General features: G+C 64.1%; 15 protein-coding genes. 8 read left to right on the top strand and 7 right to left on the bottom strand.

From position 1 onward, the window contains the following. Nucleotides 1–79 precede the first annotated feature (79 nt). Entirely contained in the window at nucleotides 80–2,614 is a 2,535-nt protein-coding gene (locus LB547_RS15035; protein ID WP_140759478.1) for a ligase-associated DNA damage response DEXH box helicase, read from the top strand. Then, nucleotides 2,611–3,327, top strand: coding sequence for a ligase-associated DNA damage response endonuclease PdeM (gene pdeM, locus LB547_RS15040; protein ID WP_140496693.1), 717 nt, complete (start codon nucleotides 2,611–2,613; stop codon nucleotides 3,325–3,327). The genes LB547_RS15035 and pdeM overlap by 4 nt, the downstream gene beginning before the upstream one ends. A 5-nt stretch (nucleotides 3,328–3,332) precedes the next feature. Here pdeM and LB547_RS15045 read toward each other — a convergent pair whose 3' ends face one another. Genes LB547_RS15045 through LB547_RS15055 form a run of 3 tightly spaced genes read right to left on the bottom strand, consistent with a single transcriptional unit; the run spans nucleotide 3,333 to nucleotide 7,935 of the window. Then, the gene (locus LB547_RS15045) at nucleotides 3,333–4,268 is read right to left on the bottom strand and encodes a dimethyl sulfoxide reductase anchor subunit family protein (protein ID WP_140629765.1); all 936 of its coding nucleotides are present in this window, start codon (nucleotides 4,266–4,268) and stop codon (nucleotides 3,333–3,335) included. Between the two features lie 5 nt (nucleotides 4,269–4,273). Next, on the bottom strand, nucleotides 4,274–5,008 hold the full coding sequence (locus tag LB547_RS15050; protein WP_140496689.1) for a 4Fe-4S dicluster domain-containing protein: 735 nt from the start codon (nucleotides 5,006–5,008) through the stop codon (nucleotides 4,274–4,276). After that, complete coding sequence (locus LB547_RS15055; RefSeq protein WP_140759481.1) at nucleotides 5,005–7,935, bottom strand: molybdopterin oxidoreductase family protein; 2,931 nt, start codon at nucleotides 7,933–7,935, stop codon at nucleotides 5,005–5,007. Before LB547_RS15055 ends, LB547_RS15050 begins: the two co-directional genes overlap by 4 nt. A 277-nt stretch (nucleotides 7,936–8,212) precedes the next feature. On the opposite strand from LB547_RS15055, the gene LB547_RS15060 reads away from it, so the two are divergent. Next, nucleotides 8,213–9,115, top strand: a complete 903-nt coding sequence (locus tag LB547_RS15060; protein ID WP_140759484.1) for a LysR family transcriptional regulator — start codon at nucleotides 8,213–8,215, stop codon at nucleotides 9,113–9,115. A gap of 12 nt (nucleotides 9,116–9,127) precedes the next feature. Here the strand turns inward: LB547_RS15060 and LB547_RS15065 are convergent, their stop codons facing one another. From LB547_RS15065 to LB547_RS15080, 4 genes are all read right to left on the bottom strand, one after another. Beyond that, the gene (locus tag LB547_RS15065; protein ID WP_140759487.1) at nucleotides 9,128–10,384 is read right to left on the bottom strand and encodes an Hsp70 family protein; all 1,257 of its coding nucleotides are present in this window, start codon (nucleotides 10,382–10,384) and stop codon (nucleotides 9,128–9,130) included. Nucleotides 10,385–10,563: 179 nt separating this feature from the next. Further along, nucleotides 10,564–11,352, bottom strand: coding sequence for a TIGR02186 family protein (locus LB547_RS15070; protein ID WP_140496681.1), 789 nt, complete (start codon nucleotides 11,350–11,352; stop codon nucleotides 10,564–10,566). After that, nucleotides 11,352–12,275, bottom strand: coding sequence for a sulfite exporter TauE/SafE family protein (locus tag LB547_RS15075; protein ID WP_140560874.1), 924 nt, complete (start codon nucleotides 12,273–12,275; stop codon nucleotides 11,352–11,354). The genes LB547_RS15070 and LB547_RS15075 overlap by 1 nt, the downstream gene beginning before the upstream one ends. A gap of 192 nt (nucleotides 12,276–12,467) precedes the next feature. Continuing rightward, nucleotides 12,468–16,472 (bottom strand): peptidoglycan-binding protein, encoded by a 4,005-nt coding sequence (locus tag LB547_RS15080; protein ID WP_140759490.1) that lies wholly within the window; start codon nucleotides 16,470–16,472, stop codon nucleotides 12,468–12,470. A gap of 446 nt (nucleotides 16,473–16,918) precedes the next feature. Between LB547_RS15080 and LB547_RS15085 the strand changes: the two genes are divergently transcribed. The 5 genes from LB547_RS15085 (at nucleotide 16,919) to LB547_RS15105 (ending at nucleotide 24,186) form a co-directional block, all read left to right on the top strand. Next, a complete protein-coding gene (locus tag LB547_RS15085; RefSeq protein WP_140497287.1) occupies nucleotides 16,919–17,380 on the top strand; it encodes a MerR family transcriptional regulator in 462 nt (153 codons plus the stop codon). A gap of 262 nt (nucleotides 17,381–17,642) precedes the next feature. After that, complete coding sequence (locus LB547_RS15090) at nucleotides 17,643–19,433, top strand: acyl-CoA dehydrogenase (protein ID WP_140557622.1); 1,791 nt, start codon at nucleotides 17,643–17,645, stop codon at nucleotides 19,431–19,433. 109 nt (nucleotides 19,434–19,542) lie between these two features. Continuing rightward, the gene (locus tag LB547_RS15095) at nucleotides 19,543–20,712 is read left to right on the top strand and encodes an acyl-CoA dehydrogenase family protein (protein WP_140513232.1); all 1,170 of its coding nucleotides are present in this window, start codon (nucleotides 19,543–19,545) and stop codon (nucleotides 20,710–20,712) included. 31 nt (nucleotides 20,713–20,743) lie between these two features. Beyond that, nucleotides 20,744–21,952: an acetyl-CoA C-acetyltransferase gene (locus LB547_RS15100; RefSeq protein ID WP_140523939.1), complete on the top strand. Its 1,209-nt coding sequence runs from the start codon at nucleotides 20,744–20,746 to the stop codon at nucleotides 21,950–21,952. Between the two features lie 14 nt (nucleotides 21,953–21,966). Next, a complete protein-coding gene (locus LB547_RS15105) occupies nucleotides 21,967–24,186 on the top strand; it encodes a 3-hydroxyacyl-CoA dehydrogenase NAD-binding domain-containing protein (protein WP_224655875.1) in 2,220 nt (739 codons plus the stop codon). The last annotated feature ends 2 nt before the right edge of the window (nucleotides 24,187–24,188 follow it).

Consider the following 24,188-nt stretch of genomic DNA (forward strand, 5'->3'; position numbering starts at 1 on the left):
CAGGGAGAGAAAAACTGCTCGATCACCTTTTGTTCCGATTGTTCTTGGCGTTAGCGCGCCGTCGCGCTAACTCTGACGCGTGACAGAGAAGCCGCGCCTTGCCGACCAGAATGCCGCCGTCATTCTGCCCGACCCATTCCTCAGATGGTTTGGCGAGAAGGGCTGGGCGCCGCGCGCGCACCAGATCGAATTGCTGGCGAGGGCTCAGGCAGGGCAGTCGGTACTGCTGATCGCACCGACCGGCGCCGGCAAGACGCTGGCCGGGTTCCTGCCTTCGCTGACCGAACTGGCCGTCAGGGCCAGGCGAAAACCGGGTCAGGCCCATCGCGGCATCCACACACTCTACATCTCGCCGCTGAAGGCGCTGGCTGTCGACATCGAGCGCAACCTTGGCAAGCCGGTGGAGGAGATCGGGCTCTCCCTCACCATCGAGACCCGCACCGGCGACACGCCGGCGCACAAACGCCAGCGGCAGAAGCTGGTGCCGCCCGACATCCTGCTCACCACGCCCGAGCAGCTTGCGCTGCTGATCGCGGCTCCCGATGCAAGGCGTTTCTTCGAAGACCTGCGCTATGTCGTGCTCGACGAGTTGCATTCGCTGGTGATTTCGAAGCGCGGTCATCTCCTAGCGCTTGGCCTGGCGCGGCTGCGCCAGTTCGTGCCCGAGGTTCAGACCATCGGACTTTCCGCCACGGTGGCCGAACCGGACGAATTGCGCCGCTGGCTGGTCGGCCAGAATCCACCCGGCGATATGGCCGAACTGATCGTCGTTACCGGCGGCGCAAAGCCCGAAATATCCATCCTTGACTCGGAAGAGCGCGTGCCCTGGGCCGGACATTCGGCCCGCTACGCGACGCCCGAGATCTACCGCGAGATCAAGCGCCACAAGACGACCCTGCTGTTCGTCAATACGCGCAGCCAGGCGGAGTTGCTGTTCCAGGAATTGTGGCGCGTCAACGAAGATACCTTGCCGATCGCCTTGCATCATGGGTCGCTCGATGTCGCGCAGCGGCGGCGGGTCGAGAAGGCGATGGGCGACAATGCGCTGCGCGCCATCGTCGCCACCTCGACGCTCGACCTCGGCATCGACTGGGGCGACGTCGACCTCGTCGTGCATGTCGGCGCACCCAAGGGAGCGAGCCGGCTGGCGCAGCGCATCGGCCGCGCCAACCACCGCATGGATGAACCGTCCAAAGCCGTCCTCATCCCGGCCAACCGCTTCGAGGTGCTCGAATGCCGGGCAGCGCTGGATGCCAACTACCTCGGCGCGCAGGATACGCCTCCACTGGTCGATGGCGGGCTCGACGTGCTGGCGCAACATGTCCTTGGCTGTGCTTGCGGCGCACCGTTCCGCGCGGACGATCTTTACGAGGAGGTGCGGTCGGCGGCCCCCTATGCCGGGCTGGGTCGGCCGACATTCGACCGCGTCGTCGATTTCGTCGCCACGGGTGGCTACGCCTTGAAGAGCTATGAGCGATACGCCCGCATCCGCCTCAACAAGGAGGGATTGTGGCGGGTATCCAATCCGCGCGTGGCCCAGCAATACAGGCTGAACGTCGGCACTATCATCGAGGTGCCGGCGCTCAACGTGCGTTATGTCCAGGCCGGCAGCAAGGGTTCCGTGTCGCGCGGCGGCAGGGTTTTAGGCAAGATCGAGGAGGCTTTCCTCGAGACGCTGACGCATGGCGACACCTTCATGTTCGCCGGCAAAGTTCTTCGCTTCGAAGGCATTCGCGAGAATGAGTGCTTCGTCTCGAACGCGCCCGGCAGCGATGCGAAGGTGCCTTACTATGGCGGCGGCAAGTTCCCGCTTTCGACCTATCTCGCCGAACAGGTCCGCGCCATGCTGGACGATCCGCAGCGGTGGAAGAAACTGCCCGAGCAGGTGGCCGACTGGCTGCGCTTCCAGGCCGACAAATCGGTGCTGCCCAAACGCGATGACCTGCTGATCGAGACCTTTCCGCGCGGCAACCGCCACTATCTGGTCGCCTACCCCTTCGAGGGCAGGCTGGCCCACCAGACGCTCGGCATGCTGCTTACCCGCCGTCTGGACAGGACGGGCGCCAGGCCGCTTGGCTTCGTCGCCACCGACTATGCCTTGGCCATTTGGTCGCTGGGCGACATGGGGGCGATGTTCAAGGCCGGAAAACCCTCGCTCGGCGCGCTTTTCGATGAGGACATGCTTGGCGACGATCTTGAGGCCTGGCTGGCAGACAGCTGGCTTCTCAAGCGCACTTTTCGCAATTGCGCGCTGATTTCAGGGCTGATCGAAAAGCGTCATCCCGGCAAGGAGAAGAGTGGCCGTCAGGTGACCGTCTCGACAGATCTTATTTATGACGTCCTGCGCAGCCATGAGCCGGATCACATATTGCTCCAGGCGACGCGCGCGGACGCGGCGGCGGGCCTGCTCGATGTCAGCAGACTTGCGGACATGCTCTCGCGCATTCAAGGTCGAATCATGCATAAGAACCTCGAACAGATATCGCCGCTCGCCGTGCCGATCATGCTCGAGATCGGCAAGATGCCGGTGCACGGCGAAGCCGATGAAACGCTGCTGATGGATGCGGCCACGCTGGTTGAGGAAGCCATGGGGCCGGAGGTGGCTGAGGAATGAATTTTTCGCTGGCGCGCGCATCGTTGATCGCCGACGCCGATCTGGTCGGCATCGCCGGCGAACGTGCGGTCTGCGATCCGCGCGGCGTGCTCTACTTTCCCGAGCTCAAGCTTCTGGCCGTTTCCGATCTGCATCTGGAAAAAGGCTCATCGCTGGCAAGGCGCGGCATGCTGCTCCCGCCCTATGACACCGGCGCGACCTTGCTGCGATTGCAGGCCGTCATCTCAGACTACCAGCCGGCAATCGTCATCAGCCTGGGCGATTCCTTCCATGATGGCGGCGGCGCCGAGCGCATGCATCGAAGTTTCCGCGAACGGCTGGAGGCGCTGATGGCGGGCCGCGACTGGTTCTGGGTGGCCGGCAACCATGACCCGGAGGCGCCGGCCGACCTGCCGGGCGATACGGTGCGCGAACTCGCCATCGGCTCGTTGCTGTTCCGGCACGAGCCGTCGAAGCTGCGCGTCGAGGGCGAGATATCGGGCCATCTCCATCCCTGCGCCCGCATCGTCCAGCAGGGCCGTTCAGTGCGGCGGCGCTGCTTCGCCGGCGATGGCGGCCGCATGATCATGCCCGCCTTCGGCGCCTATACCGGCTCACTCAACGTGCTCGACCGCGCCTATGCCGGCCTGTTCCGCCTGGAATCGCTGATGGCCTATATGCTCGGCACGGACCGCATCTTTGCGATTTCAGGCTCGATGCTGCGACCCGGCTGAAGCCGCTATTTCCCGTAGTAGAGAGTGACCGTGTGCTTCGCTTCGGCGAAGAACAGCCAACGTTCGACCAGCATGCCGACAAACTGTGCGACCGCGGCGAACACCGATGCGAGCGCCGCGAAAGGTGACGGCAAGGCGAAGGCCGTAATCAGCAGCAAGGCGGGCAGCGCGAAACCCAGGAGCTGGGTGATCCGCCGCAGCTTTGCGCTGTGCTTGCGCGCGATGCGAAAACCCATTTCCTTGAGCAAATAATTTTCCTCGGTATGCGGCCATTCCAGCGATCTAACCGTCCCCCCGGCAAGCCCGGTTGCGGTGTTGGCGTTGGTGGGGATTTCCAATTGGTCGTTGTACCGCCAGGTCGCAAGCTTCCAGGCCCAACCGAGCAGGGTCAGCAGTACGCAGGCTGCCAGAAGCATTTTGGAACCGACGGCAAAGCCTTGGCATAGCGCGGCCAGAAGCACACTGCCGCTCATCGCCGAGAAAATGAGATAGCCGGGCAAGGTGTAAGGGCTGTGCCACTGAGCGATGGGTTTCAGCGAGGCATAGATCATGCCGGTCATGCAGACGGTGATGACGGCGCCAATCGTTGCCAGAAGTCCGGCGGCGGCGACCCAGCCATCGGTGCGGCCAAGAATGACCCAGCCAATGCCGAACAGTCCCGCCGGGACGAACGTGGCGACCGAGGCGACGCCTTCGCGCGACAGCCAGGAACTGCGCCATTGCGAGAAGGCACGCCAGGCGCGTTCGGGGCGGCCGAGATGTCCGGTCGAGGACAACAGGCCGGCGGTGATCAGGCCGAGCGCCAGTCCCATGCCGATGATGCCCAGCCAGAAATCGGGTGCGATAACGCCAAGTGGCGCCAGCACGCCGAGCAGTGCCAGCAGGCCGTAGCCGGCGCCGGTGGCGGTGGTGAAGAAGACGACGGAGAAGGCTGGATGCATGGGGTTTAGTTCGAGAGCATGCGGTCGACCCAGCCGAGGAACCCACCCTCGGCCCTCACCGGCTCCAGGGTTGGCGCAGAAATCTTTGCGGCGCGTTCGGTATGCGCGCGCGGCGGCAGGTATTTGTTGGTCGGGCGGTAGCCGAGTTCCGGCATCAGGTCGACACCGCCACGCTCCTCAACCAGTTGCGACACCGCCGAGGCGGGGTCGCCGAGATCGCCGAAATGCCGTGCGCTGGTCGGACAGGCCGCGACGCAGGCCGGCACGCGGTCCTCCTCGGCCAGATTGTCATTGTAGATGCGGTCGACGCAGAGCGTGCATTTCTTCATTACGCCGACATCGGTGTCGAATTCGCGCGCGCCATAGGGGCAGGCCCAGCTGCATAGCTTGCAGCCGATGCACTTGTCCTCATCGACCAGCACGATGCCGTCCGAGGCTCGTTTGTAGGAGGCGCCGGTCGGACACACAGTGACGCAGGCCGGCGTCTCGCAATGCAGGCACGAGCGCGGGAAGTTCACCGTGCGGCCGCCCATCGCGGTGGTGTGCTCGTAGCTGTGCACGCGATTGAACCAGACGCCGTCGACATGGCCGCCATAGGGGTCGATGTCGGTCAGCGGCGCCATGTGGCCGCCGGTGTTCCATTCCTTGCAGGCGGTGACGCAGGCCTGACAACCGACGCAGGTGTCGAGGTCTATGACCAGGCCTAGTTTTTTGCCCGTGTGGGCGGGGACGCAGGTCATTTGGCGGCTTCCCTGTTCATGCGGAATTCGGCGCCAAAGCGAAGTGTGTCCGGCGATGGCTGGAATTGCGGCGGCTGGTGGAAACGCTCGAATTGCGGCTCGGTGAAACCGGCTTCCTCCGCCGCGCATTTGACGATGCGCACCTTGAGATCGAACCATGCCGCCTGGCCGGTCACCGGATCGGAATTCGAATACCGCCTGCCGTTGGTGTCTGCCGTGGTCTGGTCGCCGATGATGTGGTTGAGCAGGAAGCCGCGATTGCTCTCGGCGGCATCGTCCTTCAGCCCCCAGCTGCCGCGCCTTTTGCCGATGGCGTTCCAGGTCCAGACCGTGCTTTCGTTCACGCCCTCGACCAGCTTGATCTGTCCCTTGACCTTGCCATTGATGCTTTCGATCCACACCCAGTCGTCGTCGGCAAGGCCGAGACCTGCGGCGGTCCTCTCATGCACGAACAGCCGGTTTTGGCTGGTGATCTGCCTCAGCCACGCATTCTGCGAACCCCAGGAATGGTACATGTGCATCGGCCGCTGCGTCAGCGCATGCAACGGATATTTCTGCTGGTCGACGGCCGCTTCCTCGAACGGCACGTACCAGAAGGGTAGCGGGTCCATGTAGGTCTCGATGCGCTGGCGTTCGCTCTCGGGCGGCACGGCCCGACCATGGCCGCGCGCGGCAAGACGAAAGCGCTGCAAGGGTTCGGAATAGAGCTGGAAGACGACTGGTTCGGCCTTCGGGATGAAGCCCATCTGCACCGCGAAATCGAGATAGGACCGGTTGGCCATCTTGTAGTAGCGCTGGTCCTCAGCGAAATCGTGGTGCCAGAAGCCGCCATTGTCGATGTAGCGCTGCAACTGGTCCGGGTTTGGCTCGCCCTTGCCGGTCGAATTGCCGTCCTTGCCGCGCCAGCCGGCAAGCGGGCCGATACCGGGCGTGCGCTCGTGATTGACGATGTAGTCGGCATAGTCGGCATATTTGGCCGCCCCGTCTTCTCTGACGAAACCCGGCAGGCCGAGGCGCGCGCCGAGCTCGATCAGCACCGATTGGAACGGGCGCACGTCCCGGTCCGGCTCGACCACGGGATGGCGTATAGCATCGCCCGGTCCGTCGGCATGGCTGATCGGCCGGTCCAGCAGGCTGATGCAGTCGTGCCGTTCGAGATAGGTTGTGTCGGGCAGCACGAGGTCAGCGAACGGCACGGTCTCGGAATAATAGGCGTCGGAATAGATGATGAAAGGGATCTTGTAATTGCCCGCCTCGTCGCGGTCGGTCAGCATACGAATCGTCTCGACGGTGTTCATCGAGGAATTCCAGGCCATGTTCGACATGTACATCATCAGCGTGTCGATCTTGTATGGATCGCCGGCCCAGGCGTTACGGATGACGGTGTGCATCAAGCCGTGCGCAGCGAGCGGCGCCTCCCAGGAATAGGCCTTGTCTATGCGGATCGGCACCCCTGCCTCATCGACCAGAAGGTCGTCAGGCCCGCAGACGAAGCCGAGCGGAATGCCGTCCAGTGGCGTCATCGGCCGGACGTTCTTGCCGGCAGGCTTCGGTCCTGGCGGCGCGCAACGCGGATAAGGCGGTTTGAAGCGGAAGCCGCCCGGGACGTCCACCGTTCCGAGCAGCACCTGCAGCAGATGAATGGCTCGGCAAGAATGAAAACCGTTGGAATGGGCTGAGATGCCGCGCATCGCGTGCATCGACACGGGCCGTCCCCTAATCGTCTCGTGGCGGCGGCCGGCCCAGTCGGTCCACGCCACCGGCAGTTCGATCGTCTGCTCAAAGGCGACATGTGCGAGCTCGGCGGCGATCCTGCGGATCGTGCCGGCGGCAATGCCGCAGCGCTCCGCGACCGCATCGGGCGAATAGCTCTCATCGAGGTATCGATCGGCGATCAGCTGGAACGCCGGAACGCAGCGACGGCCGTCGATGGTGAAGCTGCCGGTCAGTGCCGGTTTGGCGCTGGCGTCGGTGGCGCGGACAGGCACCTTCGCCACTCTGTCCCAGGCGAGCAGGTTGCCGGCGCCATCGCGGACAAACAGCCCGTCATCGGCCGCACCCGGATCCTGGATGACGAGCACATGGGCGTTGGTGTAGCGCAGGAGATAGTCGAGATCCACGCGGCCTGCCTTCAAGAGCTGGTGGATGAGGGCAAACACGAATAGGCCGTCGGTGCCCGGCCGGATGCCGATCCAGTCGTCGGCGATGGCGTTGTAGCCAGTGCGGCATGGATTGATCGACACCACCTTGGCGCCGCGCGCCTTCAGCTTGCCGAGGCCGATCTTGATCGGGTTGGAATCATGGTCCTCGGCGACGCCGAAAAGCATGAAATACCGGGTATTGTCCCAGTCGGGTTCGCCGAACTCCCAGAACGAGCCGCCGATCGTATAAAGCCCGCCTGCGGCCATGTTCACCGAACAGAAACCGCCATGCGCGGCGAAGTTCGGCGTGCCGAACTGGCTTGCCCACCAGCCGGTCAGGGATTGCGATTGGTCGCGGCCGGTAAAGAAGGCGAGTTTCTTCGGGTCGCTGCGGCGGATGGACGAAAGCCGCTCCGCGGCGATCGTCAGCGCTTCTTCCCACTCGATCTCGCGGAATTCTCCCGAGCCGCGCGAGCCGGTGCGCAGCAGCGGCTTTTTCAGCCGGGCAGGGCTGTAATGCTGCATGATGCCGGAGCTGCCCTTACCGCAGATCACGCCGCGATTGACCGGATGATCCTTGTTGCCGTTGATGTAGCGGACCTTGCCGTCCTTGATGTGCACGTCGATGCCGCAGCGGCAGGCGCACATATAGCATGTGGTCTTGGCGATGCGGTCGGAGACGGCGGGCGAGGTGTCGACGCCATCGTTCTCGTCGGGTGCGTTCGTGTCGGCGAGCGGGCGTTGGGACGGGGCGGAATTCGCGCCGCGCGGAGATCCTTGGGTCATGATCCCCGAGCGCTTCTGCGGTTCGCGGCTTTGGCCCTGGTTTTCGGCCCGGGACCGCGCATGTAATGCTCTTCCGGATGATAGCGATCGCCGGCCAGCCGCCGCCGCAGGCCGCGGGTCCAGTGCGCGAACAGGGACTTGAACCGCCCGATCATTTCATTCTCTGTCAATCGGTAGCGAATTTTTTCTAACTTCGATGGAAAACTTAGAATAAAGCTATCAACCCGTCTAATCAGTTGTTCTTGTAAATTCGATCGATATTGGTTCTTAATGCCTTATGACACTTGACCAGTTGCGGATATTTGTCGCCGTCGCCGAGCGCGGCCACATGACCAAGGCGGCGGAGCTGCTGGGCATCTCCCAATCGGCCGCGTCGGCCGCCATCCGCGCGCTTGAGGAGCAGCATGGCGTCCATCTGTTCAACCGCGTCGGCCGCAACATCGAGCTTGCCCAGACCGGTCACCGGTTCCTGCCAGAAGCCAAGGCCGTACTGGAACGAGCCGCCGCCGCACGCAATGTGCTGGAACATGTCTCGCAGACGGTTGCCGGCAGCCTCTCCATCGCCGCCAGCCTGACGATCGCCAGCTATTGGCTGCCGCGCCGGCTGGCGTCCTTCCACGAAGCCTATCCTGCGGTCAGGCTGAGCGTCAGCATAGGCAACACCAGGCAGGTCGAAGCCAGCGTGCTGGATGGAACCGCCGATCTCGGCCTGGTCGAGGGGCGCACCGAGTCCGACATATTGCGCCGCGCCAAGGTCGATATCGACCGGTTGATGCTGGTGGTTGCCGCTTCTCATCCCGAGATCGCCGAAATCGCGCCGGGCCGCCCCGACATAAAAGGGCTGCGCTGGATCATCCGCGAGGGCGGTTCCGGCACGCGGGAGGTGCTGGAGGATCTGGCGCGCCGCGAAGGGATTTCGCTTGACGACCTGCAGATATTTCTGGTGCTGCCGAGCAACGAGGCGGTTCGCCAGGCGGTCGAGGCCGGTGCCGGCGCCACCATCATTTCGGAGCTCGTCGTCGGACGCGCCGTCGCCGAAGGCAGCCTGCGGTCCGTGCCGCTCGAACTGCCGAAACGCGACTTCGCCATGATTACACATCGCGACCGCCAGGCAAGCCTGGCCCAGATGGCGCTCAAGGCGCATTTGGGGGCCGACGAGAAGGCGTCCGCGCGTTCGTGAATTGTCCGGGTATCAGCCGAACTTGCGCTGCGCGTCCAGCGAAAGGCCAAGTCCGACCGAGCCGAACATATCGCCCTCGATGACCGAAGCCTGAGGCACCAGCGACAGGATTTTTTGTCTCGCCAGCGGGATCGCGGTGGATCCTCCGGTCAGGAACACGGCGGTGATGTCGGACGACTTGACCCCGGCGTCGCCGATGGTCTGGCCGACCGTGGCGGCAACGCGCTCGATGTCCCTGGCGATCGTGGCGTTCAGCGCCTTTCGGGTGATCTCGGCGGCGAACTGGACTTCCGGCAGCCTCACCTCGACATCGGCCGAGACCTTGTCGGTCAGCGCGATCTTGGCCCTTTCGACAAGAGCGGCCAGCGCGTGCCCATACCGGTGCTCGACGATATGGATGAAGCGGTCGACGAGATCGGCGCGCTCGGCCTCGTAGCGGATCTGACGCAGATGCGTCATCGCCTTGGCCGTGTAGACCAGGTTGATGCGTTGCCATGTGGCAAGATCGATGAAGTAGCTGGCCGGCAGGTTGCGCTTGCCGTCCTTGGTCGGGCTGAGATAGCCGAGTTCCGGCATCACATGCGCGATGCTGAGCAATCGGTCGAAGTCGGTGCCGCCGATATGGATGCCGCGGCTGGCCAGGATATCGTCCTTGCGGTCAAGCGAGCGGGCACGCTGCGGCGAGACCCTTACGATCGAGAAGTCCGACGTGCCGCCACCCATGTCGATGATCAGCGCCAGTTCCTCGCGCGTCACCTTCTGCTCGTAGTCGAGGGCCGCCGCGATCGGTTCGAACTGGAAGGCGATATGCTTGAAGCCTTGGGCGCGGGCGGCTCCTTCGAGCTCGCTTTGTGCCCTGGCATCGGCCTCGGCGTCGTCGTCGACGAACTGCACCGGCCGACCGAGCACCACGCTCTCGACGGCGCCGCCGGCATCGTCCTCCAGTCTTTTTCGCAGATGGCCGAGGAACAGGCCGACGATCTCCATGAAGCCGATCGACCGCGCCTTGATGCGCGTCTTTTCCTGCGCGAGCGCGCTGCCGAGCACGCTCTTCAGCGAGCGCATCAGCCGACCTTCGACGCTGTCGGTGTAATTGGCGATGGCGTGGCGGCCGAAACAGGTACGGTTGTCCTCGAAGTTGAAGAACACGGCGCTTGGCAGCGTGACCTCGCCGCCTTCCAGCGCGACGAGGTGCGGCTGGCCGCTCCTGACCACGCCGACGGTGGAGTTGGAAGTGCCAAAATCGATGCCGGCGAATGCTGGTCGCATCGCAGCCTCCTGTCATCTCTGCTAAGGCAGCGGTTCGGCGCCGTCTGTGAAGCGTGCGCTCTCTGTCGTCCGGGGTGATCGGACCGCTCTGCCGAATTGAATTGTGCGTGTTGCCCGGTAGACCGGGAGGTGGCGGTCTATAGCATGATCCGGGAAAGAAAAACCCCTTTGTAGCCGCTTTAGTCCTTGCGGAAGATCAACCTTCCGAGCCAGCCCGTCACCATGGCCAGCGATATGGCGAAGACGCCGTAGAGGAAGGAATAGTCGTGGGCGACACGGAAGATCGACTGTTCGAAACCGGATTTGCGGATCTCGAGCTGGGCCGAGCTCTCCTTGATGAACAGGCCGCTCTTGAACAGGAACGCGCGCGCCTTGTGGGTGCCGACCGGAACGTTCGGCGCCAGCCGCACCGTGGCGCGGAACAGGTTCTGTGACAGGAACTGCACGCCGCCGACATTCTCGCTGTAGAGGCCGGTTGCGGCCTTGCGTTCGCGCAACGCCGCGGTGAATTCCTCGATCGTGGCCGGGCTGTCGCCGGCATCGGCCGGCTGCATGTAGAGATTGGAGGCGCCGAGCGACAATTGCCTGTAGCTGTTCGGCTCGGTGATGTCCTGCAACGGCCGCGTCGTCGCCACCGAATAGGACACCGGCACGTTTTCGAAGGTCTCGGATTCCAGGTTGACCCAGACGCCGAGCACCCGGTCCTTGCGGCGCACCACCACCGGCTTGGGTGGGCCTTCGAGCACGACGATGATATCGTAGCGGCCTTGGCGCGCCACCAGCGGATCGGGATTTTCCAGCGAGCCGAAAATGGTCAGATCGGCGCCGGAAAAGCCGGCGGTGATCGAGACTTTGTCGGTGGAAAGGCCGATCTGGATGCTTTCGGTCGGCGGCGTCTGCGCCTTCGCGGGTGCGGCGGCGATCAATGACAGAAGAGCGGCGGTTGCGAGCGCTTTCAGGCCATTCATCAGTTGAAGCCCGCGCCGGACAGCGAATAAAGATTGGGCGGTGTGACGAAGAGGTCGATGGCAAGCCTTATCGCCACCGCCAGCACCAACATCGCCAGCAGCGCTCTCAACTGCTCGCCGCGCAGCCGCTGGCCGGCCTTGGCGCCATATTGCGCGCCGGCGACACCACCGGCCATCAAAAGAAAGGCCAGCATCACGTCGACCGTCTGGTTGGTGGTGGCGTGGACCAGAGTGGTGTAGGCCGAGGTAAAGATGATCTGGAACAGCGAGGTGCCGATGACGACGTTGGTCGGCACTTTCAGGAGATAGATCAGAGCCGGCACCATGATGAAGCCGCCGCCGACACCCATGATAGAAGACAGGAAGCCGATGGCCGCGCCCAGCCCAAGCACGGGGATGACGCTGACGAACAGCTTCGAGGCCCTGAACCGCATCTTCAGCGGCAGGCGGTGGATCCAGTTGTGCTGGCCGGATTTCTTCATCACCGGTGCCGCGCCGCTGCGCGTGGCGCGTAGCGCGTTGATGCTTTCGACCAGCATCAGCCCGCCGACGGTGCCCAGAAGCACGACATAGAGCAGCGAGATGAACAGGTCGAGCTGTCCCAGCCTGCGCAGGAAAGCGAAGACATAGATGCCGCCGGTGGAGCCGACGATGCCGCCGGCAAGCAGCACCCCGCCGAGCTTGAAGTCGAGCGTGCCGCGCTTCATATGCGACAGCGCGCCGGAGAAGGATGAGGCGATGACCTGGTTGGCGCCGGTCGCCACCGCGATTGCCGGTGGGATGTTGTAGAAGATCAGGAGCGGCGTGATGAGAAAACCGCCGCCGACGCCGAACATGCCCGACAGAAAGCCCACCGCAGCGCCCATGGCCAGCAGCACGAAGACGTTGACGGAAATTTCCGCAATCGGGAGATAGATGCCCACCCGTCGGTCTCGATCAGTTTGCCAGTCGGCGAATACCGCCGTTGCGGATAGTATCGCACCGAAAAGCCAATTTTTCCTTGCGCCGAAGCGGCGGCAGGGTCAAACCCCGCCGCCGCGCCGAAACAAAAAACATCTCAAGCAGTTAACAGGCAAATGTGTGGCAGGGGCGTCGCGGATACGACGCTCCTGCCGCTATTTGCGCGCCAGCAACGCCTTGACCAGCTTTTCGTCGACCGCACCGGTCGCGGGCAGCTTGTTGTCAGTCTGGAACGCGACGATCGCATTCTTGGTCTTCGCGCCCATGACGCCGTCGGCGCCGCCGGCGTCGTAGCCGTTCTTGTTGAGGATAAGTTGGATATTCTTGACCGCCTTCTTCATATCGATGCTGGCCGTGGTCTGCGGTGTGCCATCTTGCCAGGATTCGGGAATGTCGGCCGAATTGGCGGCCTGATCGAGCGGCTTGGCCTTCCACAATTCGGTGGCGGCGCGGGCGCGCTCGAGTTGCTCGGGACGCAGCGCGTTGGCGATCTCGTCGCGCTTGGCGGCAGCGTCCTTGTCGCCGGTCTTGGCGACGAGCGCGAACCATTTGTAGGACTCCTCCAGGTTCTGCTTCATGCCGACGCCCTTAGCGGCGAGGATGCCGAGATTGAACTGGCTGTCCTTCACGCCGAGATCGGCGGCCTCCTGGAACCAGTGCGCGGCCGATTCATTGTCGGTCACGCCGTCCGCGGCCATGGCGAACAGCACTGCCAGATTGTGCATTGCGCTGGCGTTGCCCTGCTCGGCGGCGAGCTGGTACCAGGTCTTCGACTTCTTGATGTCGCGCGGGACGCCGATGCCCTTCTCGTAGAAATTGCCGATGCGATACTCGGCCGGAGCGAAGCCGAGTTCCGCGGACTTTTCATACCATTTGGCCGCGGCCGCCATGTCTTCCTTGACGCCGCGCGCCTCGGAATAGCGCGAGCCGATCTCGAACAGCGCCTTGGCGTCGCCGGTGGCTGCGGCGTCGCGCAGGGCGACCGTGCCTGCATCGGCGGGAATGTCGAATTTGGCCGGGGCCGCGGGAGCGCCGGCGGGCACGACGGCGCCGGTGCTGTCATTGGCCATGGCCGGTGCAGCCACTGTCGGTTGGATACCGCTGTCCGTCGTTTGCGTTCCGCCGGCAGCAGCGGAAGGTGCCGGAGAAGAAGGAGCCGCTGCGACGGGACCGGCGGAAGTGGGTTCTGCCGAAGCCATCGCGTCGGAAGCGGCCGCGCCGGCAGGCAGAATGGGAGCCATCGCCGCCGGAGCCGGTTCCGCCGTCGGGCCGGCGTTCGTCGGCCCATCGCCGTCCGACGGCATGGCGAGCGCGGTCTGCGCCACCATGTCGTCCTTCACCGCCGGAGCGGAGGGCTCGGCCTGCCTGACCTCATGGGCCGGTTCGCTGTTCGCTGCCGCCAACTGGGTTTCCGGCTTGGGCGGGCTCGCGGCGTCGACGGATGCGGTTTGCAGCGGCTGCGAGGCAACGGCCGGCGCGTCATTGCTTGCCACCTGGGCGGGATCGGCGAGGAACGCCTTGCCAAGCTGCAAGCCGGCAAGCGCCAGCATGATCGCGGCGGCCGCCATCAAAATCGGCTTGCGCCGCGCCTTGAGCAGGTCGCCGATCCTGAGCGCCTTCACCGGTCCCTTCATCGTCGACTGGCGCTTCAAGGCGTCGGCCTCGGCGGCGGCGGCCTGCGCCGCGCGGCGGGCAGCCGCGATGAAGTCCGATTTCGCGGCATCGCTGTCGCTGAGCTTTGCCGGTTGCCCGCGCTCGTCGCGCACGCGCTTCATGATGGCGTTGAGGTCGGGCGCGCCGGAGCCGGGCTCCAGTGGCCGGTTGGCCATTTTCGGGTCGAGCGGCTCGTCGAGATCGACGCTCGGGATTTCCGGGCCCGGCACCGAGCCCGCCAGCGGCGGAACGTCTGCTTCCTTCTTGCCCTTGAAGGCGCGCGCCAAGCCGCCCAGCATCGATTTGCGGCGGCCGGTCGGCTCGCCCTTCCCGGCGATCGGATCGGAACCAAGCGCGGCCATGGCGGCGGCGGCCGCCGCCTCCGCGGGCGAGCGCGCACCCGGCCCGCGTGGCGAAGCGGGCTGGCTGCGCATGATCGCGGCGGCGCGGCCGTCGAGATCGGCCATGTTCCCTGTCAGCGGCATGGGCTCGTCGATATCCATCGACGGAGCGTCCACGGCCATCTTGCCGGCTCGCGCACGGCGCTTGCCGATCGCTTCGTCCGGGCGTGCATCCAGGAGCTCGCTCATCGCCTCGGACGGTTCGCCTGGCTCCAGCGAACCCAGCCTGTCGACGATCTTGAGCAGCGTGTCGTGGATGGCCTCGAACGTTCTCGAGTTACGCTCGTCGGAACGGCGTGTCAGCGTCTCGAGCGCCTTCAGGTCCTGGGCAAGGCCGGAAACCGCCGACGTGTCGGCGCCCGAGCCGGCCAGCGAGCGCACCGCGTTCTCGGCCGCCTCGCGCGCCGCGCCAAGGATGGAGTCGCGCGTTCCCGCCAGCGCCTTCTCGATTTCATTGAGGCGTGGGCTGATGTCCTCGAATTCCGGCAGCGGTGCGCTGGGCCTGGACAGGTGGGCGGACAGGTTGGCGACTTGCGCCTCCAGGCTGCGGATCAGCGCCGGATCGATGCCGGCCACTTGCGCGGCGGACGAGTCCAGGCGGCTCGAAATGTCTTCGAGCCGGCTTTCCAGGCCACGGATCGCGGCTTCGCCGGCGGGGTCGGGAATGCGTGTTTCCATGCGCTTGGCGAGGGCCGTGAAGCGGGCATCGATGGCTTCCATGATGCCGGCGCCGTCGACTTGCGGCATGCGCTGGTCGAGCCGGTCGGCGACCTCGTCCAGTCGGCGCTCAAGGTCGCGAAACAGCATGTTGCCCTGTTCGATGGCGTCGCCCTGGCGGCGTTCCATCATCGACGACAGCACGTCAAAGCGCTGTTCAAGCCCGTGGAAGATATAGTCGGCGTCGGGCATGACGGGCGCCCGGTCGATCTTGTCGGCGATGAGCGCGATCTGCTTGGCCAGCCGTTCCATCGCCTGCTCGGGCAGGGCGGCGCGGCCGGCGAGTTCGTCGACCCGGCTCGACAGCGTGTTCAGCCGGTCGACGACGGCGTTGCCGGGGTGGTCCTGCGCCACTTCCTCGATCTGCCGGGCGAGCGAATCGATCCGCTTCTCGATGCGCTCGAAGGCTTCATGGTCGGGCGAATTGGCCTGTGCCGCGACGGTTGAGGCGACGATGGCGCGGGAGATCTCGTCCAGCCGCTCATCGATCATGGCCAGCGTGCTGCCGCCGCGATTGTCCTGCTGGCTGGCGAAATGATCCACGGCGCTGGCCAGCGTGCGGACCTTTTCCTCCAGCGAGCGCAGGGATAGCGATTCCGGCAGGTTGTTGACGGCATTGCTGATCTGCTCCAGCCGATCGGTCAGGCCCGAAATGGCGGGGTCCTGTGAGCGGTTGCGCTGGTCGGCGTCGACGCGGTCCTCGAAGGCCGTCCAGCGCCGATCGAAATCGTCCCAGCGGCGGTCGACCTTCTGCACGCTCTCCTCGCGCGCCAGCGTGTCGAGCGCGGCTTTGACCTGTTCGAGTTCGAGCCGCAGCATGTTGACGCTTCTGTCGTCGCTTTTTTCCGACAGCGTCTTGATGGCGCCGGAAAGCCGTTCGAATTCGAGGCCAAGTTCGGCGCTGCCCTTGCCCGAAGCGCCTGACTTGGCGTTTGCCAGCAGTGCGCGATCGATGTCCTTGCGCAGCGCCTCGAATTCGCTCTGCAGCCCGGCAGTCATCTGGTGGCGCAATTCCTCGCGCATGCCGCGCAGCTCGCCGGCGATCTTGCCGACCATGGCAACGCTGTCTTCCTGGCCGCGGATGCGGTCGATATCGCGGGCAAGGTTCTGGTAGTCCTGGCCGTGGGCCGGCGCCGGCATCGGAGCCTGCGGATGCGGCGCGGGCTGCGGATCCTGGTACCAGCGCGGCTGAGCCGAAGGCTGTGCTGCGGGATAGCGCGGTTCGGCGCCATAGTGGCGGGGATCGGGACGTGCCATCGTGTCCTCGCGCGTCCTCTCCAGGCGCTGTTCCAGCGTCTCCAGCGAGCGGTTCAACTGCTCGAGCGTGGTCTGAGGCCTGCGCTGCCTGCCGGCGTTGAGTGTATCGAGGTAGGACCGCTTGCTGTTCATCGGTGCGTCCGTCTTTCAGATTGGCCGGTTTGCGACCAGCTCCCCAAATCCTCGCCGGAACGAAGGCGGCCGCACCACGGTGGAAGACAAGCTTCCCGGGGTTCACCCGCGCTCCGAAAAACCGTGAAAAATTCGATACAGGATAAACACGGGTAGCCGACATGCGCACAATTCGCCCAACGTGGTAAACAACGCGTTAACCAAGCTTAAGAAGTTGCGACGAAGTTCGCGGTGAACCGGCCGCTGCGGCATAAAGCGCCGCCCGCACAACGCCCTTGCGTCATGAGAGGGCTATCGGTATAGAATTGACGTAAACGTAAAAGGCGCATCAAGCGTGCTGTTTGCGATTTGTTTGTCGAAACCACGGCTGGAAGCACGCCCCCGCTTTCAGTCAGGCATCGCTTGGTCCGGGACCGCGACGCCACAGACGGGGAAAGCCAGTGACCATGAAGCTTATCTCGGCCGGCGAGACCGCGGCCAATACCAACACTATATCCGTTGACTCCGGCGAGGACCTCGTCCGCATCGGCGAAATGGCCAAGAAATACGGCGTGACGCTGCGCACGCTGCGTTTCTACGAAGACAAGGGCCTGCTCAACCCGCAGCGCGACGGTTCAACCCGCCTCTACACGCGCCGCGACAGGGTTCGGCTGAAACTGATCCTGCTCGGCCGCAAGGTCGGGTTCTCGTTGCGCGACGTCAAGCAGATGATGGATCTCTATGATCCCACCGGCTCCAACACCAAGCAGTTGCGGCTGGCATTGGACAAGTCGGAGAAGCAGCTTGCCCGCCTCCAGAAGCAGCGCACGCTCATCGATGACGCCATCAGCGAGTTGAGCACCTCCATGGCTGCCGTCCGGCAGATGCTGGTCGAGCGCTCGGCGCCGCAGGCGAGCGTCGCCGGCTGATTTGGGCCGCCGCCTTGCGGCGCAACATCCATGATCGAAAAAAGCCGTGTGGCGAGCGCCACGCGGCTTTTGTCATTGAGGGTTCCAACACATGTACTGCATCGCGTGCGGTTTGCTGCGGTGCAGGAGAAATTTTGTCGCATCGGCTGAATTGACGTTTACGCAAACGTCAATTTTTGTTATCTCCCGCTGAACACGGGTCCGCATGCCGCCTGACATGAATTCGGGGGTTTCGGATCAGGTCCGCAGGGTGGAGAAGAGCATGCCGATCTACAGGGCGCCGGTGCAGGATACACTGTTCGTGCTCAACGAGGTGCTGGGCTACCAGCGCTATTCCAATCTCCCCGGCTTTTCCGATGCAACGCCCGACGTGCTGGAGGCGATCCTCGCCGAGGGCGCCAAGCTCGCGGAAAATGTAATGCATCCGCTCAACCGTGTCGGCGACATGGAAGGCTGTGTGCGCCATGACGATGGCTCGGTGACGACGCCGAAGGGCTTCAAGGAAGCCTTCGATCAGTATCGCGAAGGCGGCTGGATGGGGCTGGCGGCGCCCGTCGAGTTCGGCGGCCAGGGCCTGCCCTATGCCGTGCATACCGCCGTGGCCGAGTATATGGTGTCGGCCAATATGTCGCTGATGATGTATCCGGGCCTGACGCAGGGCGCGATCGCGGCGATCATCACCCATGGCACCGACGAGCAGAAAGCCAAATGGCTGCCGAAGATGGTCGAGGGCGCCTGGACCGGCACCATGAACCTGACCGAGCCGCATTGCGGTACCGATCTGGGCCTGCTGCGCACCAAGGCCGTGCCGAATGGCGACGGCACTTACAAGATCTCGGGCCAGAAGATATTCATCTCGGCCGGCGAGCACGACATGGCGGACAACATCGTCCATTTGGTGCTGGCCCGCATCGAGGGGGCGCCCGAAGGGGTGAAGGGCATCTCGCTGTTCATCGTGCCGAAGCTCAAGCTCGATGCTTCTGGCAATCCCGATGAGAGGAACACCGTCTCCTGCGGTTCGATCGAGGAAAAGATGGGCATCCACGGCAATTCGACCTGCGTCATGAATTATGACGAGGCGCAAGGCACGCTGCTGGGCGAGGCCAATGGCGGTCTCAAGGCGATGTTCACGATGATGAACGAGGCGCGGCTCGGCGTCGGCCTGCAGGGGCTTTCGCTGTCCGAGATTGCCTACCAGAACGCCGTCGCCTACGCCAAGGACCGCTTGCAGGGCCGCTCGCTGTCGGGGCCGAAGGCGCCGGACAAGAAGGCCGATCCTATCATCGTCCATCCCGACATCCGCCGCAGCCTGATGACCATGAGAGCCTTCAACGAGGCCGGCCGCGCGCTGGCGCTGTGGACGGCGATCAAGTCGGACATCGCCCATCGCTCCGCCGACGACAAGGACCGCCAGGCGGCCGACGACTACACAGGGCTGATGACGCCGGTGGTGAAGGGCGTGCTCACCGACAAGGGCTTCGATCACGCCGTGATGGCGCAGCAGGTGTTCGGCGGCCATGGCTACATCGAAGAGCACGGCATGAGCCAGTTCGTGCGCGATGCCCGCATCGCCATGATCTATGAAGGCGCCAACGGCATCCAGGCGCTCGACCTCGTCGGCCGCAAGCTGGGTCTGAACGGCGGCCGCGCGGTGCAGGCGTTCTTCAAGGAAGTCGGCGAGTTCTGTGAAGAGAACCGCGCCGACGAGAAGATGGCCCCCTTCACCAAGGCATTGAAGAAGAGCCTCAACGATCTTCAGACGGCGACCATGTGGCTGCTGCAGAACGGCATGGCCAAGCCCGACAATGCCGGCGCCGCCTCCACCGACTACATGCATCTCTTCGGCCTCGTGGCGCTCGGCTATATGTGGGCGCGGATGGCCAGGGCCGCCCAAGGCAAGGCGGGCGCCAACGGCGCGTCGTCCTTCTACGACAACAAGCTGGTGACGGCGCGCTTCTTCATGGAGCGGATCATGCCGGAAACCGCGACGCGTCTCGCCCGCATCTCCAGTGGCGCCGATACGTTGATGGCACTGCCGGCGGAAGCGTTCTAGAAATGGTCCCTCTCCCTTGAGGGAGGGCGGCCCAAAGGGCCGGCAGGGGTCGCCGCGACAGTGCGCGGATCTCAATTTCGATGGCAGACCTTGGGAGGAAGATCATCGCATGACCAACCCAGCCGAAATCCTTGGCCTGCCGAAGCCCGCCTGGGCGGCGGACGAGGTCGGCATGCTCTACGACATGGCGCACCGCTTCATGTCCGAAGAGATCGCGCCGCGTTACGACGAGTTCGAGAAGAACGAAATGGTCGACCGCGAGAGCTGGCTGAAGGCCGGTGCCGCCGGCCTGCTCTGCGCCTCCATGCCGGAGGAATATGGCGGATCGGGCGGCACCTTCGCCCATGAGAGCGCCATCATCGAGGCCATCGGCCATGTCGGCGTCGACGGCTTCGGCATCGGCCTGCACAATTCGATCGTCGCCCCCTACATCCTCCACTACGGCTCGGAGGAGCAAAAGAAGAAATGGCTGCCGAAGCTCGCCACCGGCGAACTGATCGGCGCCATCGCCATGACGGAGCCCGGCGCCGGCTCCGACCTGCAAGGCGTCAAGACGCGGGCCGAGAGGGACGGCAACCAATACAAGATCAATGGCTCCAAGACCTTCATCACCAATGGCCAGCTTGCCAATCTCATCATCGTCGTCACCAAGACCGATCCGGACAAGGGCGCCAAGGGCACTTCGCTGATCGTCGTCGAGACCGACGAGGTCGATGGCTTCGAGCGCGGCCGCAACCTCGACAAGATCGGCTTGAAGGCCAATGACACGTCCGAACTGTTCTTCAACGATGCGCGTGTGCCGACCTCCAACCTGCTCGGCCACGAGGAGGGACAAGGCTTCATCCAGCTCATGCAGCAATTGCCGCAGGAGCGTTTGCAGATCGGCACCGGCGCGATTGCCATGGTCGAGCGCGCGCTGGCGCTGACCATCGAATACGTCAAGGAGCGCAAGGCGTTCGGCAAGGCGGTCATCGATTTCCAGAACACCCAGTTCAAGCTGGCCGAACTGAAGACCGAGGCCACGATCGGCCGCGTCTTCTACAATGATTGCGTGGCGCGCCACATCGATGGCGGTCTCGATCCGGTGACGGCGTCGATGGCCAAGTACTGGCTTTCCGACCTGCAGGGCAAAGTCGTCGACGAATGCCTTCAATTGCATGGCGGCTATGGCTACATGAATGAATATCCGATCGCCCGCATGTTCCGCGACGCCCGCGTCCAGCGCATCTATGGCGGCACCAACGAGATCATGAAATTGCTGATCGGCCGCTCGCTCTGAGCATCGATCGGCAAACCCAAGGAGCAGGAAAATGGCCGAAGCTTACGTCTATGACGCCGTTCGCACGCCGCGCGGCAGGGGCAAGAAGGATGGCTCGCTGCACGAAGTGCCGGCAGTGCGGCTCGCCGCCAGGACGCTGGAGGCGCTGCGCGACCGCAACGGGCTCGACACTGCAACTGTCGACGACATCATCTTCGGTTGTGTCGACCCGGTCGGCGAGGCGGGGTCGGTCATTCCGCGCGCCGCGGCCTTCGAGGCCGGCTACGCGACCTCGGCGCCCGGCATGCAGATCTCGCGCTTCTGCGCCTCCGGCCTCGACGCCATCAATTTCGGCGCCGCCAAGATAGCCCAGGGCGCCGATGAGATCGTCATTGCCGGCGGTGTCGAATCGATGTCGCGCGTCGGCATGGGCGCCTCGGGTGGCGCCTGGTTCATGGACCCTTCGGTCGGCCTGCCCGGCTGGTTCGTGCCGCAAGGTATTTCGGCCGACCTGATCGCCACAAAATACGGCTTCAGCCGGGATGATGTCGACGCCTACGCCGTCGAGAGCCAGAAGCGCGCGGCAAAATCCTGGGCCGATGGCCGCTTCAGGAATTCGGTGATCCCGATCAAGGACCAGAATGGTCTCACCATCCTCGACCATGACGAGCATATGCGCCCATCGACCGACATGCAGTCGCTGGCCTCGCTCAATCCCTCCTTCGTCATGCCCGGCGAAATGGGCGGCTTCGACGCCGTCGCGGTGCAGAAGCATCCGGAAGTGGAGGAGGTCAATCACGTCCACCATGCCGGCAATTCGTCGGGCATCGTCGATGGCGCGGCCGCCGTGCTGCTCGGTTCGAAGAAGGCCGGCAAGGCCATGGGCCTGAAACCGCGCGCGCGCATCCGCGCCTTCGCCAACATCGGCTCCGAGCCGGTGCTGATGTTGACCGGCCCCGTTGACGTCACCGAGAAGCTGTTGAAGCGCGCCAAGATGAAGCTGTCGGACATCGATCTGTTCGAGCTCAACGAGGCCTTCGCCTCCGTGGTGCTGCGCTACATGCAGGCCTTCGATATCGAGCACGACAGGATCAATGTCAATGGCGGCGCCATCGCCATGGGCCATCCGCTGGGCGCTACCGGCGCGATGATCTTCGGCACCGTGCTGGACGAGCTCGAGCGCCGCGATTTGAACACCGCGCTGGTGACGCTGTGCATCGGCGCCGGCATGGGCACCGCAACCATCATCGAACGCGTCTGACGGGGAGAGAAACGATGAGCTACACCAATTTCACCCTCGACATCGACGCCGACGGCATTGCGCTGGTCACCTGGAACATGCCGGACCGCTCGATGAACGTCTTCACCGAGGAGGTGATGCGCGAGCTGAACGCCATTGTCGACAGGGTGGCGGGCGACGCCGCCATCAAGGGCGCGGTCATCACCTCCGGCAAGGATACGTTCTCAGGCGGCGCCGACATCACCATGCTCCAGAAGATGCTGACGACCTTCGCGGCTGAAAAGGGCAAGGATCTCGAAAAGGCGACCAGGGCGCTGTTCGAAAACGCCGGCACCATGACCGGTCTGTTCCGGAAGCTGGAAACATCGGGCAAGCCGTGGGTTTCAGCAATCAACGGCACCTGCATGGGCGGTGCATTCGAAATGTCGCTGGCCTGCCATGGCCGCGTCGCCGCCGATTCCGACAAGGTGAAGATGGCGCTCCCCGAGGTGAAGATCGGTATTTTCCCGGGCGCCGGCGGCACCCAGCGGGGGCCGCGTCTCACCGACCAGCAGCAGGCGCTGCAAATGCTGACCTCCGGCCAGAACCTGTCGCCGCAGAAGGCGAAGGCGATGGGCCTGATCCACGAGGTCGCCGAGCCGGCCAAGCTGGTCGAGACTGCGAAGGCCATGATCAGGAACGGCCTCAAGCCGGTAGCGCCGTGGGACGAGAAGGGATTCAAGCTGCCCGGCGGCCCGGTCTATTCGGCGGCGGGCGCTAATCTGTGGCCGCCGGCCATCGCCATCCTGCGCCGCGAGACCTATGGCAATTATCCGGCCGCCGCGGCGATCCTGAAATGCGTCTATGAGGGCCTGCTGGTGCCGTTCGACACCGCCCTCAGGATCGAACAGCGCTATTTCACGGAGATCATGCAGACCAAGGAAGCGGCGGCGATGATCCGCTCGCTGTTCGTATCGTTGCAGGAACTCAACAAGGGCGCGCGCCGCCCGGCCGGCGTGCCGGAAACCAGGTTCAAGAAGATCGGTATTCTCGGCGCGGGCTTCATGGGCGCCGGTATCGCCTATGTCACGGCCAAAGCCGGCATCCCGGTGGTGCTGCTCGACCGCGACATGGAGTCCGCCGAGAAGGGCAAGGCCCATTCGGATGGTCTGATCTCGGATCAGGTGAAGAAGGGGCGTGCCAAGCCCGAGGACAAGGACAGGCTCCTGTCGCTGATCACGCCGACATCGGACTATGCCGACCTTGCCGGCTGCGATCTCGTGGTCGAGGCGGTGTTCGAGGATTCCGCGGTGAAGAAAAGCGCCACCGAACAGGCGGAAGCGGTGCTGAAGTCGTCGGCGATCTTCGCGTCGAACACCTCGACCATTCCGATCACCGCCCTGGCCAAGAATTCGGCGCGGCCGAAGAATTTCATCGGCATCCATTTCTTCTCGCCGGTCGACAGGATGATGCTGGTCGAAATCATCCTTGGCAAGAAGACCGGTGACAAGGCGCTGGCCACCGCGATCGACTTCGTGCGCGCCATCAAGAAAACGCCGATCGTCGTCAACGATACGCGCGGTTTCTACGTCAACCGCTGCGTCCTGCGCTATATGTCGGAAGCCTACAAGATGTTGATCGAGGGCGTTCCGGCACCGATGATCGAGAACGCCGCCAAGGCCGCCGGCATGCCGGTCGGCCCGCTGGCGCTGACCGACGAGACGGCCATCGACCTCGCCCAGAAGATCATGAAGCAGACCATCAGGGATCTCGGCGACAAGGCGATCGACCCGAAGCAGATGGCGCTGATCAACACCATGGTCGACGACCACGGCCGCTTCGGCCGCAAGAACGGCAAGGGCTTCTACGACTATCCGGCCAAGCCGGCCAAGAAGAAGCTGTGGCCGGGCCTTAAGGAGCTCTATCCGCAGCTCAAGCCGGAGAAGGTCGACTATGCGGAATTGCAGCAGCGCCTGCTGGCCACCATCGCGTTGGAAGCGGCCCGGGTGATGGAGGAGGGCATCGTCACCGATCCGCGCGAGGCCGATGTCGGCTCGATCCTGGCCTTCGGCTTCGCGCCCTATACGGGCGGCGCGCTGTCCTACATCGACGGCATCGGCGCCGGGCAGTTCGTCAAGATCGCAAAGGGCTTGCAGAAGAAATACGGCGCCGAGTTCAAGGTGCCCAGGCTGCTGCTCGACATGGCCGAAAAGGGCGAGACTTTTTACCAGCGCTTCGACCCCTACGCGAAGGGCGACGTGAAGCAGGCGGCCTGAGC

The organism is Mesorhizobium sp. B264B1B, assembly GCF_020165765.1.
Lineage (GTDB): Bacteria > Pseudomonadota > Alphaproteobacteria > Rhizobiales > Rhizobiaceae > Mesorhizobium.